Source organism: Candidatus Enterococcus moelleringii (assembly GCF_017377575.1).
Taxonomy (GTDB): Bacteria; Bacillota; Bacilli; order Lactobacillales; family Enterococcaceae; genus Enterococcus_A; species Enterococcus_A moelleringii.
Map to the genome: position 1 here is coordinate 70,328 of NZ_JAFREM010000002.1, position 17,063 is coordinate 87,390.

The 17,063-nt window shown below is 44.9% G+C and carries 19 protein-coding genes; 11 read left to right on the plus strand and 8 right to left on the minus strand.

Features of this window, described 5'->3' with window-relative positions; genetic code table 11:
• The first annotated feature begins 137 nt into the window (after nucleotides 1–137).
• From JZO70_RS00825 to scrK, 6 genes are all read left to right on the plus strand, one after another.
• The gene (locus JZO70_RS00825; RefSeq protein ID WP_207671628.1) at nucleotides 138–971 is read left to right on the plus strand and encodes a helix-turn-helix transcriptional regulator; all 834 of its coding nucleotides are present in this window, start codon (nucleotides 138–140) and stop codon (nucleotides 969–971) included.
• A 104-nt stretch (nucleotides 972–1,075) separates the two neighbouring features.
• Nucleotides 1,076–1,564, plus strand: coding sequence for a PTS sugar transporter subunit IIA (locus JZO70_RS00830; RefSeq protein ID WP_207671629.1), 489 nt, complete (start codon nucleotides 1,076–1,078; stop codon nucleotides 1,562–1,564).
• A gap of 9 nt (nucleotides 1,565–1,573) precedes the next feature.
• A complete protein-coding gene (locus tag JZO70_RS00835) occupies nucleotides 1,574–2,431 on the plus strand; it encodes an endonuclease/exonuclease/phosphatase family protein (protein ID WP_207671630.1) in 858 nt (285 codons plus the stop codon).
• Nucleotides 2,421–2,810: a VOC family protein gene (locus JZO70_RS00840; protein ID WP_207671631.1), complete on the plus strand. Its 390-nt coding sequence runs from the start codon at nucleotides 2,421–2,423 to the stop codon at nucleotides 2,808–2,810. Before JZO70_RS00835 ends, JZO70_RS00840 begins: the two co-directional genes overlap by 11 nt.
• Before the next feature lie 18 nt (nucleotides 2,811–2,828).
• On the plus strand, nucleotides 2,829–4,508 hold the full coding sequence (locus JZO70_RS00845; RefSeq protein WP_207671632.1) for a glycoside hydrolase family 13 protein: 1,680 nt from the start codon (nucleotides 2,829–2,831) through the stop codon (nucleotides 4,506–4,508).
• A 3-nt stretch (nucleotides 4,509–4,511) separates the two neighbouring features.
• A complete protein-coding gene (gene scrK, locus JZO70_RS00850; RefSeq protein WP_207671633.1) occupies nucleotides 4,512–5,381 on the plus strand; it encodes a fructokinase ScrK in 870 nt (289 codons plus the stop codon).
• Nucleotides 5,382–5,432: 51 nt separating this feature from the next.
• Here the strand turns inward: scrK and JZO70_RS00855 are convergent, their stop codons facing one another.
• Nucleotides 5,433–6,353 (minus strand): Rossmann-fold NAD(P)-binding domain-containing protein, encoded by a 921-nt coding sequence (locus JZO70_RS00855; RefSeq protein ID WP_207671634.1) that lies wholly within the window; start codon nucleotides 6,351–6,353, stop codon nucleotides 5,433–5,435.
• Between the two features lie 155 nt (nucleotides 6,354–6,508).
• Complete coding sequence (locus JZO70_RS00860) at nucleotides 6,509–8,314, minus strand: glycerophosphoryl diester phosphodiesterase membrane domain-containing protein (RefSeq protein WP_207671635.1); 1,806 nt, start codon at nucleotides 8,312–8,314, stop codon at nucleotides 6,509–6,511.
• A gap of 200 nt (nucleotides 8,315–8,514) precedes the next feature.
• Here JZO70_RS00860 and JZO70_RS00865 point away from each other — a divergent pair, with 200 nt between their 5' ends.
• Nucleotides 8,515–9,258: a MarR family winged helix-turn-helix transcriptional regulator gene (locus JZO70_RS00865; protein ID WP_207671636.1), complete on the plus strand. Its 744-nt coding sequence runs from the start codon at nucleotides 8,515–8,517 to the stop codon at nucleotides 9,256–9,258.
• A gap of 88 nt (nucleotides 9,259–9,346) precedes the next feature.
• On the opposite strand, the gene JZO70_RS00870 is transcribed toward JZO70_RS00865, so the two are convergent.
• Nucleotides 9,347–9,547, minus strand: a complete 201-nt coding sequence (locus JZO70_RS00870; protein ID WP_207671718.1) for a hypothetical protein — start codon at nucleotides 9,545–9,547, stop codon at nucleotides 9,347–9,349.
• A 240-nt stretch (nucleotides 9,548–9,787) separates the two neighbouring features.
• Complete coding sequence (locus JZO70_RS00875) at nucleotides 9,788–10,033, minus strand: toxin-antitoxin system, toxin component (RefSeq protein WP_207671637.1); 246 nt, start codon at nucleotides 10,031–10,033, stop codon at nucleotides 9,788–9,790.
• Nucleotides 10,034–10,317: 284 nt separating this feature from the next.
• On the opposite strand from JZO70_RS00875, the gene JZO70_RS00880 reads away from it, so the two are divergent.
• Nucleotides 10,318–11,697 carry a gluconokinase gene (locus tag JZO70_RS00880; RefSeq protein ID WP_207671638.1) on the plus strand — a complete coding sequence of 460 codons (1,380 nt, stop codon included), beginning with the start codon at nucleotides 10,318–10,320 and terminating at the stop codon, nucleotides 11,695–11,697.
• A gap of 38 nt (nucleotides 11,698–11,735) precedes the next feature.
• Here JZO70_RS00880 and JZO70_RS00885 read toward each other — a convergent pair whose 3' ends face one another.
• Nucleotides 11,736–12,878, minus strand: a complete 1,143-nt coding sequence (locus JZO70_RS00885) for a CapA family protein (RefSeq protein ID WP_207671639.1) — start codon at nucleotides 12,876–12,878, stop codon at nucleotides 11,736–11,738.
• 55 nt (nucleotides 12,879–12,933) lie between these two features.
• Nucleotides 12,934–13,662 (minus strand): MurR/RpiR family transcriptional regulator, encoded by a 729-nt coding sequence (locus tag JZO70_RS00890; protein WP_207671640.1) that lies wholly within the window; start codon nucleotides 13,660–13,662, stop codon nucleotides 12,934–12,936.
• Between the two features lie 168 nt (nucleotides 13,663–13,830).
• Between JZO70_RS00890 and JZO70_RS00895 the strand changes: the two genes are divergently transcribed.
• The 3 genes from JZO70_RS00895 to JZO70_RS00905 are packed head-to-tail and all read left to right on the plus strand — an operon-like array spanning nucleotide 13,831 to nucleotide 14,507.
• Nucleotides 13,831–14,049: a hypothetical protein gene (locus tag JZO70_RS00895; RefSeq protein WP_207671641.1), complete on the plus strand. Its 219-nt coding sequence runs from the start codon at nucleotides 13,831–13,833 to the stop codon at nucleotides 14,047–14,049.
• A complete protein-coding gene (locus JZO70_RS00900) occupies nucleotides 14,042–14,308 on the plus strand; it encodes a DUF2187 family protein (RefSeq protein ID WP_207671642.1) in 267 nt (88 codons plus the stop codon). The genes JZO70_RS00895 and JZO70_RS00900 overlap by 8 nt, the downstream gene beginning before the upstream one ends.
• Nucleotides 14,298–14,507 (plus strand): hypothetical protein, encoded by a 210-nt coding sequence (locus tag JZO70_RS00905; RefSeq protein ID WP_207671643.1) that lies wholly within the window; start codon nucleotides 14,298–14,300, stop codon nucleotides 14,505–14,507. Before JZO70_RS00900 ends, JZO70_RS00905 begins: the two co-directional genes overlap by 11 nt.
• Before the next feature lie 54 nt (nucleotides 14,508–14,561).
• Here JZO70_RS00905 and JZO70_RS00910 read toward each other — a convergent pair whose 3' ends face one another.
• Nucleotides 14,562–16,502, minus strand: coding sequence for an oxidoreductase (locus JZO70_RS00910; RefSeq protein WP_207671644.1), 1,941 nt, complete (start codon nucleotides 16,500–16,502; stop codon nucleotides 14,562–14,564).
• A gap of 15 nt (nucleotides 16,503–16,517) precedes the next feature.
• Nucleotides 16,518–17,027, minus strand: a complete 510-nt coding sequence (locus JZO70_RS00915) for a DUF3237 domain-containing protein (RefSeq protein ID WP_207671645.1) — start codon at nucleotides 17,025–17,027, stop codon at nucleotides 16,518–16,520.
• Nucleotides 17,028–17,063 lie beyond the last annotated feature (36 nt).

Consider the following 17,063-nt stretch of genomic DNA (forward strand, 5'->3'; position numbering starts at 1 on the left):
AGACTTGGGGCATTCTGGACTAAAGTCGGTGAAGTAGAAATTTAGTGTCAACCGATGAAACAAAGTTCCGCATTTTCCTGTGACCTAGCTTTTCCTTTGGGTGCTCGTTATAATCTAAGTGGGAGGTGTACATCCAAATGAAGAATAACCTGCAGCTGTTTTACAAAACTGGTGAAGAACGTGTGGCCCCTAACTGGCACCAGGAGCTGGAAATCATCTATATAGTAGAAGGAAAGTTAACTGCCGGCATCGAACAAGAGGTGCTTCAGCTGTTGGAAGAAGAGATGTACATCATCAACAGCGGCATCAGCCACTATTACTTAGCTTCACCAAATACCGAATATATTATTGTAAAGGTGGACCCGCGCCTGTTTAACGAATTTCTTTCTATAGAAGAAGCGGTTTTCCTGCAGCAGGCCATCGAGCAGGTGGAAAGCCACAGTAAAAACTGGTCTCAGCAGCGCCAGCAGGAGATGGGTCAACTCATTTTAGCATTATACGAAGGGGAAGAACTAGACCAGCCGCTAAAAAAATTGGATCAGCTCACCAGCTTAACCCAATTATTTTCAACCTTAGCTAAATTGCCGCAAAGTACCCGGCAAATGCAGAAGGTCAGCGTGCAAACCTTAAATAATCAAGAGATTTTGGAGCGTTTGGATCGGGTGTATCGCTTTATCGACGAGAATTACTTGGAAAATATCCGGATTGAAGATGTGGCGGCGATTTTAAATGTCAGTCCCACCTATTTTTCCCGCTTTTTCAAAAAGAACGTGGGCATCCCGTTTCACCGCTTTTTAAATGAATACCGCATCAACAAAGCCAAATACATTTTATCAAAAGAAACCATCCCCATGACCGAGGTGGCGGAACGCTCCGGGTTTTCCAGCGAGAAGACCTTCCATCGGGTGTTCAAGGAAATCGAAGGAATTCCTCCTTTACGCTACCAAAAGATAATTCTTGGGAAAAAGTAGGACAAAAAATGGGAAGAATAGTCAAGGATCGTCACGTATAGTGGAGTTATCACTAGGACGATCCTTTTTTTCGTACCTATAAAAATGTACTGGAGGAATTAAATATGTTTAACTTTTTCAAGAAATCAGCGAAATCAACCGACCTTAGCTTATATGCCATGACCGAAGGCTGCTTAAAAGCCATTACAGCCGTAGACGATGAAGTCTTTTCTACTAAGATGATGGGTGACGGCTTCGCCATTGAACCGCAATCCGACGACATCTTTGCCCCAGGCGCAGGTGAGGTCACCAGCGTTTTTCCCACCAAGCATGCGATTACCTTCAAATTAACCAATGGGGCCGAAATTCTGCTGCACATGGGATTAGACACGGTGGAATTAGCCGGCGCACCTTTTGACGTCTTAGTTAAAGAAGGCGACCAAGTAACCGCGGAAACCCCGGTTGCCAAAATGGACCGCAAAGCCATCGAAGACGACGGAAAAGGCACCGACGTAATTATTGTTGTCACCAACACCGATCAGTTCCAATTGCCTGAGATTCCAGCAAAAGATGTCCAACAAGGCGAAGAAATCGGCGCAATCAAAGAAAAGTGAGGCTCCACCATGAAACTATTAACCTTAAATACCCATAGTTGGGTAGAAACCGATCAAATCGCCAAGCTTCATCAGCTGGCGGATGTGATTGTTAAAGAAGAATTCGATGTCATCGCCTTACAAGAGGTCAATCAATTTCACGGCAGCCTGCCAGTTGCCGACAACCAAGTTACTTCTTTATCGGATTTACCAATTAAAGAAGACAACTTCGCCCATATGCTGCTTAAGATTTTAGCCAACAAAGGCCAGCAGTATTTCGGTATTTGGGGCGATTGCCATATCGGCTTTGATATTTATGAAGAAGGAACGGCGCTGTTGTCCCGGCAGCCGTTTCAAGAAACGCAAAAAATCACCTTCCGTTCAGAGCTGGATTTTGAAGATGTTCGCCGCCGCACCGTTGTCGGCGCCAGCGTTGAAATCGAAGGTGAGCTGCAGTGGTTCTATTCGGCTCACTTTTCGTGGTGGGAATTTGAAGGAGAAGCGCTGTTTAATGAAGAATGGAAAACCTTTGAGCAAGCGATCCAACCCAGCCTGAAGCATCCTACTTATTTATTAGGGGACTTCAACAACGATGCCCAGAAGCTGGCAGAAGGCTATCAATTGATCCAAGCCAAGCAGCAATGGCAGGACAGCTTCCATGCCGCTCAAGAAAAAACCGGTGAACATACGGTAACAAAAAAAATTGCCGGCTGGGACGAAAACAAACAAAAATTGCGGATTGATTATGTATTCACTTCAAGAGAATTACCAGTGGATTCTTATCAAACGATCTTTGACGGTGACAATTACCCGATGATTTCCGATCATTGCGGGATTGTCGTGGAAATCAATCAGGAAGAGAAAGGAAGTTGCGCCTATGCTAGTTAAAGACTGTATTCAAGGCCTGCAGCATATTGGGATCCCCACCAAAAAAATGGAGGCGTCGATTGCTTTTTACGAAAATTTGGGCTTTCAATTAATGAACGAAGAGGAACAAGTCAATGGCGGAGCCGTGGCCTTCTTAGAATTAAAAGGCTTAGTGATTGAGCTGTGGGAACTGGAAGAAGATCGCCAGATTGGGGCGATTGATCATATCGCTTTAGATGTCATCAAGATCGACGAGCTGTATCAGGCAGTCAAGGAATTGCCGTATCCAATCGTCTCTAACGGCATCGAATCGCTGCATTACTGGAAAAAAGGCATCCGCTTTTTCATCGTAGAAGGCCCGAATCAAGAAAAAATCGAATTTTGTCAGATTAATCTGTAGTTAATAGGAGGAACCGCAATGGAGAAGACATGGTGGAAAGAAGCAGTCGTGTATCAAATTTACCCTCGCAGCTTCCAAGACAGCAACGGCGATGGTGTCGGTGATATCCCAGGAATTATTCAACGCCTGCCCCATTTAAAGGAATTAGGCGTCGACGTGATTTGGCTGAGCCCGGTTTATCAATCACCCAATGATGACAACGGCTACGATATCAGTGATTATCAAGCCATCCAGCCAGAATACGGTACGATGGCCGATGCAGAAGCATTGTTTGCCAAGGCCCATGAATTAGGCTTAAAGGTGATGATGGATTTAGTAGTCAATCATACCTCTGATGAGCACCGCTGGTTTGAAGAAAGCCGCAAATCAAAGGACAACCCGTACCGGGATTACTACATTTGGAAAGATCCAGTAGACGGCAAAGAACCCAACAACTGGGCTTCGGATTTTGGCGGACCGGCTTGGGAATACGACGAAACCACCGGTCAGTATTACTTGCACATTTTCTCGAAAAAACAACCAGATTTGAACTGGGACAATCCGAAAGTACGTCAAGAAATTTACGACATGATGAACTTTTGGCTGGCCAAAGGGGTGGATGGCTTCCGAATGGACGTTATCAACCTGATTTCCAAAGATCCGGCCTTTCCGGATGATCCCGATGTTGACTATGAAAACCACAGCTCATCGATGGAAATGGTGGCTAATGGTCCCAACGTTCACCAATACTTGAAAGAAATGCACGATCAAGTCTTGTCGCAGGCGGATATTATTACAGTAGGTGAAACCCCGGGCGTTTCTACGGATGACGCGATTCTGTACACTGGCTTTGATGCCGGGGAATTACAGATGGTTTTCCAATTTGAACATGCGGTGATTGACGACAGCAAAGAAGGCTTAGGCAAATGGAGCAACGAGCGCTTTGACCTAGTAGAATTGAAACGGATTTTGTCGAAATGGCAAGTAGAGCTGCATAACAAAGCCTGGAACAGCCTGTACTGGAATAACCACGATCGGCCACGGGTAGTTTCCCGCTTCGGCAACGATTCACCGGAATATCGCGAGCTTTCGGCTAAAATGCTGGCAACCACCATGCATTTCATGCAAGGCACGCCCTACATTTTCCAAGGGGAAGAAATTGCCATGACCAATGTGGCCTTTGAAAATATCGAGGCGTATCGCGACATTGATACTTTGAATGCGTACCGCGACTTGGTGGAGGAGCAAAAACGTCTGACACCGGAAACCATGATGGAGTTTGTTCATCACTCTTCCCGGGACAATGCCCGCACGCCTATGCAGTGGGACGCCGCTGAGCAAGCCGGCTTTACTACCGGTGAACCTTGGTTAGGGCTGAATCCTAATTATTCTGAGATAAATGTAGCTGCGGCCAAAGAAAATCCCGCGTCTATTTTCTATTATTATCAACAGATTAATCAACTGCGGAAAAATCATCCGATTATCGTTTACGGGGATTATGAATTATTGAATGCCGAAGATAGCGAAGTCTTTGCTTATGTTCGACACTATGAGGATGAAGAATTGGTCATCATCAACAACTTTACCGATCAAACCATCAAGCGGGAATATGATGTACCTGCCGATGCAAAAGTGTTGATCGCCAACTATTCCGATGATTTAGGTACGACCTTGCGCCCTTATGAAAGCAAAGTCTATCATATCAAGAAAGAAGGGTAGAGGATGTACGGAGCAATTGAAGCCGGCGGCACCAAGTTTGTCTGCGCCATTGGCACTAGTGAATTAGAAATTTTGGAACGGGAAAGCTTCCCGACTACCACCCCAGTTGAAACCATGGCTTTGGTGGTGGAATTTTTCAAGAAGCATCAAGCACAGTTAGAGAGTATCGGCGTCGGATCGTTTGGCCCTATCGATATTCATCGGGATTCAAAAACCTATGGCTACATTACGTCCACACCTAAGCTGGCTTGGCAGAACTTTGATTTTATCGGTTCCTTGAAGCAGCATTTTGAACTGCCGATTGCCTGGACCACCGATGTAAACGCCGCTTGCTTTGGCGAATACGTGGCGGGAAACGGCAAAGGCTTGTCTAGTGTGGTTTACTACACCATTGGTACCGGAATTGGCGGCGGTGCGTTGCAGGAAGGCAAGTTTGTAGAAGGCTTTAGCCATCCTGAAATGGGCCACATGCTGGTGCGCAACCATCCTGCTGACGACTTTACCGGCAGCTGCCCATTCCACGGGAACTGCTTAGAAGGCATGGCAGCCGGCCCTGCGATCGAACAGCGTTTGGGACGAAAAGGCCAAACCTTAGCAGAAGACGATCCATTTTGGGAGATTGAGGCGGAATACATTGCCCAATGTGCCTACAATACTACCTTGATGCTCTCGCCAGATGTGATTATTTTTGGCGGTGGTGTAATGAAGCAACAGCATTTAATGATGAAGGTTCACCAAGCCTTTGAACGCCTGATGAAAAGCTACGTCAAAACTCCACAGCTATCGGAGTATATCGTTACGCCAGCTTTAGAAGACAATGCCGGTACAATCGGTTGCCTGGCTTTGGCTCGAGAAGCCAAGCTGCATTCGTAAAAAAATAGCACGAAGATTTTCCTAGGGAAGATCTTTGTGCTATTTTTTCAGTTAGTTTTGCCCAACTCGTGATTCCGTAAGAATCGGATTTTCCGAACCTTCGATTATCAGATCCAGGTAGTTCTTCACTTCGCTGGAAATTGCCGTGCTGGCGTCAGCGTAGAGAATACTAGGGGTGTTGTCGATCACATAATGATTCACGCCATCCACCTGATAAATCGGCTCTTGGTAAGTAGCTAATTTGGAGGATTCGATCGCACCATTCAGGGAACAGCCAATATCAATAATAAAGGTGCCGTGACGCATTTTTTTCAAATCTGATCGATAAACTAGATGGTCCTTTCGGGTGATATCCCACAAGGTGGTGTTAACGATCACGTCAAAATCATACAGCTCACTTCTGAATAAATCCTCTTGCTTGCGGTTGAACACCGAAATCTCATTGGTGTATTTGTTCAAGATTGCTAGTGCTCCTTGGGCAACGTTCCCGCGGCCGATCACAGCGATTTTCAGGTTGGCAGGCAATCTTCCTTGAGACATAAAAGCATGAAGAATTGCCGACGCCCCAGCTAAATAATTGTTTTTCCAAAAAACATTGCGGGATTGATTAAACATGTTTGCCCATTCGTAGGCGATAATTTCATTTTCGCGAATATAATCCATCCGTTTCGGATTTGATTCCGCATGAATCCAGCCGAAGATACATTGTTTAGGTTTGATTTGATAAAAAAAGTCCTCGTCACCAATTTTTGGTGCACAAATAATTTCTTGTTGCAGGGTTTCGTCTCGGCTGACGATGCGGCATCCTAGTTTTTCATAGGAAGAATCGGAAATGTTTAATGCCTCTCCGTATCCGCTTTCAAAGTAGAGCTGAGATTTATTTGACAATTGTTCGACATCTTTTGGAGTTAAAGCAATACGCTTCTCACCAGCCTTGCTGCTGATGGGAAATCCAACGGTTTTTAAAGTCATATAAATCATCCTTTCTCTTTTAAGCCTAACACGTATTTTCCATTAATGATAGGAAGGTGCTCTAAACCCCTGCTGTTAAAGGATTCGCGGGTCGTTTCAAATGACAGCTATACAAAAAGTCACCAGAGAAGCACGCTTCTCTGATGACTCCCTTATTATCCAATCCCCGTTACGAAATAGAACAATTTATCCGCGTAAGTAGGGTCTTTCAAATCAGTTTTGATGGTCTGCTGCAGCAGATCTACGTTATCAGTGACAATCCCATCGACACCGTAAAACATCATGCGCGTCATGGTGTCTTCATCGTTGACCGTCCAGACGAAAACATCCTTACCATCGTCGTGGGCCGCATCGATGAAGTTGCGGTTCAAGGTAGTGTACTCAATCGTAAAGAAATCGACCTTGCTGATGGGCGGCCCCACGATATTAAAGGGCATGATATAGCCGACATAAAACTCCGGTACCAGCTCTTTCAGCTTAGTGGCCACATCAAAATCCAAGGTTTGCAAAATGGATTGATGAGCCAAAATCGTATCTTTGTATTTTTCTACAAAACGCTCCACCATATCAGGACTGTCCTGCGGAGTGGCTTTGATTTCGATCAACAGCGGCTGATCCGCCGCTTCGGCCTCTGCCAGATAATCGTCGAAAGATACCAACGGAGCACTTTTCCCGTTTTCAGTGACCTGCAAGTCCTCCAGCTCAGCTAAGTTCAGCTGATTCGGTCGTTTATCCACGCCAGTCAAGGCCTTTAAATTAAAATCGTGCATCACCACAAACTGCTGATCTTTAGTTTCCTGCACATCCATTTCCACATAAGAAGGGTGCAAGCGAGCCGTTTTCTGCAATGCGTCCAAGCTATTTTGAACGCCATTGCCATTAGAAACCCCGCGATGGGAAATTGTTAAGGGCTCTTTTAAGGAATAGTTGCTGAGGTAGTTGGTGTTGTAAGTTCCTACACCGATGCCGAACAATATAGCCACCACAACAAACAAGGAAACTTTACCAAAGGACCAGGCTTCTTTTTCTCCAGCGGCACTCTTCGTAAACCACTCCGGCAATCCGGTAAGCAAGCCGCTGTCATCCATCGAAGCAATCGTGATATAAAAAATCCCCACCGTCGACAACACAATATTTGCCAAGAAAACGAATTGCATAATCGTCATGGCTACCACTGCACCTGGCAGAGCATATTCCGGCAGGTTCGTTTCCACTAGGCTCAAGAGTAGTAAAACCACTCCGTAGCTGAGGGATGCCAGCAGCATCACGGCAGCGCTGATTAATAAAAATTGCCCCAGCAAACGCAGGAAATTCCAGCCCTTAGTTGCCTGCCAGCTTTCCTTGACGGCTTGTCCAAACCGCCGATCCCGCAAAATCATCTGAGGTAAGGCAAAAATTAAGCGAATAGAAAAGTAAACCAAAACCAGATAAGCTATCACCACCGAAGCAATCACTGCGACTCGATTGGCGAAAATGTAATCCAAGATAAAAGCCGGAATTTTGACCTTAGCCAATAAATCCGAGTTGAAATTCAACCCGCCAAAGGGCAGCACCAGCAAAAAGTACACCAGGAAAAACAAAATTGAGGAAGGCCGAATTTTTTTCAGCTGAATCAAGGTCCCCCTCAACAGCTGCCTCAATGAGATCGGCTCTTTCTTTTTAATAAAAAAGACACTGATCAATAAAAAGGTGAATTCAAAAAAGACGCCAATCAAAATCGCCAGCAAAACGGCAATCAGTGCCAGCAGCACCCCGGGATGGTCCCGCAGAATAATGCCGATTGAGTCATAGGAAAGATAATCAATCTGTCCGCGCCGCAAAATAAATTTAATTAAGCTGGTTAAGAAGGGCAAAAGGATAAACAGCATAAAGCCGTGAAGCAGCAACACGTCCCGAAAATAAGACATGGTACTGCGCAAAAAGCGGAATAAGTGCAGAAAACTATTTTTTACATAGGTCATTCAAACATCTCCAATTGTGGGAAATCCATTCTTTATTTTACTAAAAGAAACAGGATAAGTCTTCTTATTGCACTAAGAAATCCCATCTTTTTGACTTCTTCAAAAAATTCCAACAAACTAGTTGACAATCGTTCGGTACCGAACTATAATCAAATTATCAATTAGTTCGGTACCGAATTAAAAAGGGAAGAGGAAATTGTATGAGTCAATTTACAGATGAATTAATGAAGCAATTACGTTTTATCGGTGTTGCCAGCAATGCCTTTATGAGCCAAAAGAAAAAACACTTAACTGGTCAAATGCGAGTGTTAGCTATTTTAGAAAAAGAAGACGGTCTGATTCAAAGTCAATTAGCCGAGATTTTAGATTTGCGTCCAAGTTCTTTAGCGGAGCTGTTAAAGAAAATGGAAAAAAGCGGCGATGTGATTCGCAAAGAAGAAGAGCAGGATCGCCGCTTGAAGCGGGTCTTTTTAACTGAGCAAGGCAAAGAAAAAATCACCGGCTTCTCCGACAACGGCAAAGACCAGAGCGAAGAATTTTTTGCCGGTTTAAGCGAAGAAGAAAAGCAGCAGTTCGGTGAATCCTTGCAAAAAATCGCCGACGGCTGGAATGAAGAATTTCAACAACAGGCAGAGCGTTTTATTGACCCGATAGATCGTCTGCGTCAAATGCAAGATTTCCGGGAGCAGTTCGAAGGCTTTGAGGGTGATTGGCACAAGATGACCCATGATGAACGCAGAAAAATGCGAGATAAAATGCGCAAAGAAATGCATCACAATCCCTTCTTTGGCGGTCCTCATCATGGACCTGGTCCACACCACGGGCCAAAAAGCGGTCGTAGAGGTTTCCCACATGACTTCTTTGGCGGCGAATTTGATCGGGGACCTAAGCCCGCTGATCCCCGCGATTCTTCAGAAGACCAGGGAGAATGGGAAGATTTTTAACCGGTCATTTTTATAAAAAAGCAAATGCTGAAGTAAACGAAAAGCACTGACACAGCGATCCCATTAGGACCGAGGTGCCAGTGCTTTTTTAGAATGCTTTAGTGATAATTTCTTGGGCGCAAGTTTCACACAAGATCGGAGCGTTCTGCAGCTCCAGATCTTTTCGGGCTTTTAATTGGCCGGCCGAATTTTTCGGTGGAAAGCGCCATTTTGTCCAAACCGTTTCATCGGTTTCGATTTGTTTCTGGCAATTATTGCAATGGAAAGTTTTAGTTGCTGGATCAAACATGGTGAGACCTCCTAGTCATTCATCTGCCTTTTCGCCTTTTCGGCATCCTGAATCCCGTGCCTTACCGCCAATCGAATAATGCCATAAAGAACCAACGCACCAAAAGCAACATATATAAGCCCAAATAAATTACTCAGCAGCATAGTAACACCCCTGCTTTAATTATAGCAGAAATTATTTTCCGATTTTTAGTAGAAGAACACAAAATCTCCCCAAAGAAAAAAGACCCTGCTGGAGAGTCTACTTAAACTTAACGCTTTGTTCACTTAACTGCTTCATCAATTCTTCTACATAAGCAGCTTGAAAATCTTTCCGGAAAGAATCCAGAAATTCATTTAACATTTTATCGAAAACGACTTCTGAGGAATCCAACAATTCTTTAGGTGAAGCATATTCGGCAACAATTGACGCGCTGTCGAAGGAATCGGCCACATTTTCCGAGACCTTCTTCATTAGTGAAACAATATCAACTTGTGTTCGTAGCATAAAAACCACCTCTTTGCCTGAGTGTAACACAAATGGGTGAGAATTTAAGGAAAGTCAGGGATATTGGAGGAAACGATTGGAAATTTACCAATGTCTATAGACTAGGCTGGTTAGCATTGACGCTCATGCATCGTTTATTGTGGACTTAGTACAAATGATCGCCTACAATACTCATGAACGGATGGTTATGATCGTTAGAAACCATGGGGCTATTGGCCAAAATTATAATAGTAGAAAATGGAGGCTTTAAAACTGCCTTTTTTCTGCAAGATCGAAAGGTGAGTATGTTGAAGAACGCTTTTTTAGGGATCGATGTGGGAACCACCGCCATCAAAATTGGCGTAATTGAAGAAAATCGGTTGGTTTATGAAACGTCCGTCAAATTGACGACTTATGTGGATGGACCAGTGAAGTTTCAGCAGTCCGCTGAACTGGAGGCAGCCTTTGTTCAAGGGGTGAAAAGCATCCCCAGCGAAATTCGCGCCGCCGTCAGCAATGTCAGCTTCAGTACCGCGATGCATAGTGTCATGCCGGTAGTGGATGGTGTGGCCGGAAAGATTTTTATCTGGTCGGACGAACAAGCCAGCGAAGTCATCGAAGAGTTCCGGAAAACGGATCTCGCCAAACACTTCTACCAAAGAACCGGCACGCCGATTCATGCCATGTCGCCTTTTGCCAAGATTCTTTATTTCGGGCAGCAAAAAAGCTATCCCAAGAATGTGAAGTGGTGGGGAATCAAGGAACTGTTAATGGAATACTTCACCGGAAAAGCCCGAATCGATTACTCGGTGGCTTCAGCTACCGGATTGTTCAATCTGGAAACTTTAACCTGGGACCCAGAAATTTTAAACTACCTGGAAGTAGCGCCGAAGCAATTAGCTGAACTGACGGATACCACCGCGGCATTTCCGATCGACTCCGGTGCCGCAACTTCATTGGGCTTAGCGCCGGATGTTACTGTGATTACCGGTGCCAGCGATGGTTGTTTAACCGCTTATGCTAGTTATTATCGCACCGGAAATACCAGCAGTTTAACGATCGGGACTAGTGCCGCCGTCCGGAATATTACTCAGCAAACCCATTTTGATGCCGAAAAGCAGAATTTCTGCTATTACCTGGATCAGGAGCATTATGTGATTGGCGCGCCCTCGAATAATGGCGGTTGCGTGTTGGCTTGGGCCTCTCAAGCGATTGGCGAACCGGAGACTTTTTATCAAAAGCTGCCGAATAATTTAGCTGCCTCACCAATTGGTGCTAAAGGCCTGCGCTTCTTTCCTTATCTCAACGGCGAACGGGCCCCTTTTTGGTCAGCCAATAAAAAAGCTGAGTTTAAGCATGTAACCGTGGAGCATACGAAAATTGATATGATTCGTGGTGTTGTGGAAGGAATGCTGATGAACATTCGTATTTTGTGTGAGATGGTGGGGGCGCGGGATGGCTTATCTGTCAGCGGCGGCTTTTTCCAAACGGAAGCCTTAACCCAAATGACCGCCGATCTATTGGGCCTGCCTTGTATGTATGCCGAAGAAAACGAACCGCTTTTTGGGATTTACTATTTGATTCACCAGCCAGAAAGAATTGTTGAAGCCGGCAAGACATTCGTGCCAAATGAAGCAGTTAGTCAGCAAAATCAAGAGCTGGCTCAACATTATTTTGATGAATAAAAAATCGACGAGACCATACATCTCGTCGATTTTTCAATTTAATAAACCAATTCGGCTTTATCATTCATAATTTCGTTCACTCGATTAATAAAATACTCCCGGGACATATCCTGGCCGCCATAGACGTGGAGCATGTGCTGATTTGCCAGTTCATCGGTGTAGTCTTTTAAAGCATAGACGGAATAGGTCTGATAATTATCGCCAATGTAAGTAATCGTTGGCCAAAAAGCAACATCGGTGAAGGAAACCTTATCCTCCGCCTTGTCGTAATTAATTTTCCAGCGGGCCATACCGCCAAGCATTTGATCAGGTTCAGCTTGCGAAGAAATAAAGTTGCCTAATGAATAAATCACTAAGGTTTCGTTTCCGCCGCTGCCGGTCACATAATCCACCGGCTGAATCACGTGAGGGTGTCCACCGACAATCACATCCACGCCAGCATCGCTAAGCAGTTGAGCCAAACGCTCCTGTTCCGCATCCTGCACAAACTGGTACTCCTGACCCCAATGCATACTGACCACTTGCACATCGCTGATCTTATTCAGTTCTTCCATGTCCTGCCGGATCACATCATCATCCATCAAATTAACCAGATATTCTTTGCCATCTGGCAGTACGTAACCGTTCAGTCCGTAAGTATAGGTAGTGAAGCCAACTTTAACACCATTGATTTCTCTAACCTTCAGCTTCTCATCCTGAGGAGCTTTTCGGGAGCCAGTCACCATCGTATCCGGATAGTTTTGCTCCAGATAGGTTAGCTGATTGACAATCCCCGGCTCGCCGCGATCCATCGAGTGGTTACTGGCGGCTGCCAGCCAGTTAAAGCCGGCATTATTGACGGCATCTAAAACTTCCGTCGGACCATTAAAGGACGGGTAACCGGACAAACCTAACTCTTCACCGGCACAAATGGTTTCCAAATTAATGTAGGAAACATCGGCATCCTCGGTTAAATAACGAGTGGGCTCATACATCGAGTTAAAGTTATAGCTGCCGTCGGGAGTCTGATTGTTCATATAAATGAAGTCATGAATCAAATTATCCCCCACCGCTGAGAAGGAAATTTCCACCGGCTTGCTGCCGGCTCGGCTGTCGATTTGCAGCTCTCTTTTTTCGACTGCCCCTTTACTGCACCCTGCTAACACCAACACTAAGGCAATTCCTGCCAACAACTTTTTCATTTAACCCAAACTCCTTGTTTTTCAATTTTGATTTTGACTCAAATCATCGATTAAATTAAGGTGATTCCTCAACAAATTCCTGCACGATATATTCCAATAACAGCATCAACTTCCCAAAAAAGCTGTTGTATTTTATGTTTTGGCTGTCTAGCGGCCGTTCATCCTCCACCTCGAAGCTGATGGTGGCTAACTGCTTCGCCCGGGAATCTAAATTACCGGTGAAAAGGATATTTGGAATCCCTCTTTCCTGACAAAAGGTCATTTTTTCAATGACTTTTTGCGTTTCTCCGGATTTAGAAATACTGATCAGCATGCTGATGTTCTCGGTATTGTTGCTGATGATGCCGGAAGAATCACCAGCATTGACAAACAGCGTCTTGATCCCATTCACCAAAAGCTTTTTATGTAAGTAATCCGCCACAATACTGGAGAAGCCGGTCGCATAGATGGTTATAAATTTGTCCTTGTTATTCGCGTAAAATTCCTTCATCCCGACAATGGAGGGTTCGATCTTTTGCGTGTCGATATTAAAATCAATCGTCGCCGAAACTCCTTGACTGCTGGTGCGAAATTGATTCTTCAAAAAATAGAACAGCTCCAGATACCCAGAAAATTCCAGTTTTTGGGCCAGTCGAACAATTGCAGCCGGAGAGGTAAATAAGCGCTGAGCCAATTCCCGTAAGGAAACGCCTTCCAATTGATCGACATGGCTAATCAAGTACTCAAGAATCTCCTGCTCATTGGCTGAGAGCTTTTTGCCCTTCATAATAATATCCAGATCCATCTGACAACTCCTCCTCATTACAAAAATAAGTATAGCATAACAGCGCTTAATGGAGGCTAGAAAATGAAGAGACTGCTATCTACTAACATTCTTAATTTTTCATTAAGAATCGCCGAGACTAGGGCTCTCTATCGGTTAAACTAAAAGAAAAGGCTGAGGAGGGATGAGTTGATTTCAACTATACCAAATAAAAAATATGTCCGTCTTGAACAGCGAGTATTGTCACGAACCTTGTCAGAAATCGTTTTTGCTCACGAAAATTATGCCCATCGTATTGGAACAGAAAAGTCTTGTTCCTTTTGTAAAAAATATCGCCAATTGCGGAAGCAGCTGCTTCGCAATACTGAGCTCTTAAAGGAAATGAGAGAGGAAGAAGCAAATGAATAGTCATCGACCGCCTACTTTTTTATGTGAAGTCCAAATTAATCAGTATAACCAGCAGTTTTCTGTGGGCGATCAGGTGACGTTTTCGATCCAAGACAACGCCCGGCAGCTAGCCGGAACGGTCCTCAAAAAATACACCAACAGCTGCTTAATTGATATTACCCAAACGAATGCGCTAAATAAACGAGAACAGGAAATCTATAATGGCCGGGTGGTGGTTAATTATAGGAAGATCAACGAGGTGAAAATCCATGAACAGTGAAACCTTTGAAGAGCTGGAGCTGTATGTTCAAACCCTCGCCTTCCAAGTCGAAGGACTCCGCAAACAATACACAGATGCCAAGGCCCAGCAATCCCTACAGCAGCTGGAAAAAGATTATCACCGCTGCAAAGAAATGTACGACCAGGAAGTCTCTAAAATGAAGAAGCACGAACCGAAGAAAGTTTTAGAGGAATGGTAAAAAATGGTCCAGCGCAGGAAGGTTTCCCGTGCTGGACCATTACTATTTTATGATTTACACGGCACTGCCGGCATAGAAGCCATCACGGATAGCATCGCCGATCTTGCCAATTTTACTACTGTCGCCTACCACACGAGTCTTAGTGTGGTATTTTTCTTTAATACCGTCTACTGTAGTCAGCACCGGTTTCATACCAAAGGCGTTAATTACGGTATCCGCCAAGACTTTCTCCGTCGTGCCATCTGCCTTCTCAACCACAACACCATCGGCTTCAATCGCCGCAACCTTGGTACTTGTCAGTATTTCCACATTGTTGGCCGCCAACGCATTCATTAAGGAAATTCGATTGATAAACATCGCATCTTCAGCCGCGGCTTCCTTCATTTCAATAATGGTTACCTGTTTGTTCATTTCATCGGCCATTTCCAAGGCGCCATCACAACCAGTGGAACCACCGCCACAAACGACAATCTTGTCGCCTTTAATCAATGATTCATCCCGGTGAGCTGCCACCATGGTCACGACATTTGGCAAATCAATCCCTGGAATATTTGGTACCAACGGTTCAGCGCCGCAGCCGACAAAGATTTGATCGCATTCAGCTAAAATCGGATCATCTGCTGAGACAAAAGTATTCAACTGAACATCGACACCTAATTTTCCTAATTGTGTTTCGTACCAGTCGCTTAAAAGCTGGATATTGTTCTTGAATTTAGCAGTGGCTACATCCCGCATGATTCCGCCTAGGCGATTATTGGCCTCAAACAGAGTCACTTTATGTCCTCGCAAAGCTGCTACCCGAGCGGCTTCCATTCCGGCTGCCCCGCCGCCGACTACTACAACGTGTTTTTGTTTGTCCGCTGCTTCTAATTTAAAGCGTCGTTCTTCCATCGCTTGAATGTTCACTGAACAGCTAAGTTTGGTGTGATTATTCCAGATGCGGCCGATACAATTTTCGTTGCAGCGGATACAAGGGCGCACGTCCTCACGTTGGCCTGCCAGCAATTTATTCGGCAAATCTGGATCAGCGATTAAGCCACGACCAATCATGGCAAAGTCGACATTGCCGGATTCGATTAACTCCAAGGCCGATTCTGGATTATGAGTTCCGGCATTCATTAATGGAATCTTCACGGCTTTACGAGCGGCTTCAGTAACGTAAGACATACAAGATTCCCCTAAATAAGAAGGAGGGAAGATGTAGTCCAAGGTTTCGTAACAACCAGCATCAATATCCAGCGCATCGACGCCTTCTTCTTCTAATAACTGAATCAATGGAATCGAATCCTCTAGCGTCCGACCGCCTTCAAAGCGATGATCTAAGGAAATCCGGAAAAGAATCGGCATATCCGGACCAACCGCTTTACGAATGGCCTGAATAATTTCTCTTGGGAAGCGGGCAAAGTTTTCTGGTGAACCGCCATATTCATCGGTCCGTTTATTCCAAACCGGTGACATAAACTGATCCACTAAATAACCGGCATGGGCATGAATTTCCACCGCGTCAAAGCCGGCATCTCTAGCTAAACCGGCCGCAAAAGTAAAGCCGTCCATCACCGCTTGGATATCTTCTTTGGTCATCTCGCGACACGGAACATTGGGGTCAAAGGCTGACGGAATCGGTGATGCTGACATCGGCGGTCGTCCCAAAGTATCCGGAAAGGCATTTCGTCCGGTACCGCACGTAATTTGGCAAACAACCTTAGTACCATAACGATGAATTGAATCACACATGGAGGTCAAAGCTGGCATAACTGTAAAGGAATCCAACGTTCCCTCCATCGATCCTTGAGCAATTTCTTCGTTCAAAGGCTGGCAGCCTAAAATAATCATACCGGCGCCGCCTTTAGCCCGTTCCACAAAATAATCAATTTCCTGTTCGTCTTTGCGACCGCTGGCAAAGGCCGAGTTGGTGCCCATCGGCGACATCACAATTCGGTTTTTTACTTCCATCTTGCCGATTTTAAAGGGGGTAAAAAGTGCATCATAGTTCATAAATTTCCCTGCTTTCTATTCGTCTTTAGCAAAAGGTGTCGCGTAATAGCGATATACGTCATACTGGATCACAATCGGATCGCTGGTGAAATCCACCCGTCCAATTCCGAAGCAAGCAATGCGGTTGCACCAATCGTAACGAGGATCATCTGTGTCTAAGACTGGCATCGGCTGTGTGCCCATCACTGGCGGGAATTTCCCGTTGGCATAATCCGCTGCAGCTTCTTCTGAACCAAGATCAATCCGGCCTTTATAGAACATATTGATATTTGCGCCATCATCCGTTTCGATCATTGTCCGGCAATCTACATCGACAATTCCGTTTGGATGAACAGTAGACCAATCGGCGCCTACTGGTAAAATTTTCCCCTGCAGCTTGGGTCCCCATACTTTTCCGCCAGCAATCGTGCCAGTCACGCGGGTTCCGCCGGTTGGCAGCTTTTGAATGAACATATTGGCATCCACATCAATCGAATAAGTGAAAATGTGTTCAATCTCAAATTTGTTTAATTGAAAATCTTCCATTTTTAGCATCTCCTTTGTTTTTAACTCTTGTGAAAA

Bases quoted from the DNA above. Each gene is read 5' to 3' on its own strand.
- JZO70_RS00900 (WP_207671642.1), top strand. From the start codon at position 14,042: ATGAATAGTCATCGACCGCCTACTTTTTTATGTGAAGTCCAAATTAAT.
- JZO70_RS00825 (WP_207671628.1), top strand. From the start codon at position 138: ATGAAGAATAACCTGCAGCTGTTTTACAAAACTGGTGAAGAACGTGTG.
- JZO70_RS00910 (WP_207671644.1), bottom strand. From the start codon at position 16,502: ATGAACTATGATGCACTTTTTACCCCCTTTAAAATCGGCAAGATGGAA.
- JZO70_RS00885 (WP_207671639.1), bottom strand. From the start codon at position 12,878: ATGAAAAAGTTGTTGGCAGGAATTGCCTTAGTGTTGGTGTTAGCAGGG.
- JZO70_RS00905 (WP_207671643.1), top strand. From the start codon at position 14,298: ATGAACAGTGAAACCTTTGAAGAGCTGGAGCTGTATGTTCAAACCCTC.
- JZO70_RS00855 (WP_207671634.1), bottom strand. From the start codon at position 6,353: ATGACTTTAAAAACCGTTGGATTTCCCATCAGCAGCAAGGCTGGTGAG.
- JZO70_RS00875 (WP_207671637.1), bottom strand. From the start codon at position 10,033: ATGCTACGAACACAAGTTGATATTGTTTCACTAATGAAGAAGGTCTCG.
- scrK (WP_207671633.1), top strand. From the start codon at position 4,512: ATGTACGGAGCAATTGAAGCCGGCGGCACCAAGTTTGTCTGCGCCATT.
- JZO70_RS00845 (WP_207671632.1), top strand. From the start codon at position 2,829: ATGGAGAAGACATGGTGGAAAGAAGCAGTCGTGTATCAAATTTACCCT.
- JZO70_RS00870 (WP_207671718.1), bottom strand. From the start codon at position 9,547: ATGTTTGATCCAGCAACTAAAACTTTCCATTGCAATAATTGCCAGAAA.
- JZO70_RS00880 (WP_207671638.1), top strand. From the start codon at position 10,318: ATGTTGAAGAACGCTTTTTTAGGGATCGATGTGGGAACCACCGCCATC.
- JZO70_RS00865 (WP_207671636.1), top strand. From the start codon at position 8,515: ATGAGTCAATTTACAGATGAATTAATGAAGCAATTACGTTTTATCGGT.
- JZO70_RS00835 (WP_207671630.1), top strand. From the start codon at position 1,574: ATGAAACTATTAACCTTAAATACCCATAGTTGGGTAGAAACCGATCAA.
- JZO70_RS00890 (WP_207671640.1), bottom strand. From the start codon at position 13,662: ATGGATCTGGATATTATTATGAAGGGCAAAAAGCTCTCAGCCAATGAG.
- JZO70_RS00840 (WP_207671631.1), top strand. From the start codon at position 2,421: ATGCTAGTTAAAGACTGTATTCAAGGCCTGCAGCATATTGGGATCCCC.
- JZO70_RS00915 (WP_207671645.1), bottom strand. From the start codon at position 17,027: ATGGAAGATTTTCAATTAAACAAATTTGAGATTGAACACATTTTCACT.
- JZO70_RS00860 (WP_207671635.1), bottom strand. From the start codon at position 8,314: ATGACCTATGTAAAAAATAGTTTTCTGCACTTATTCCGCTTTTTGCGC.
- JZO70_RS00830 (WP_207671629.1), top strand. From the start codon at position 1,076: ATGTTTAACTTTTTCAAGAAATCAGCGAAATCAACCGACCTTAGCTTA.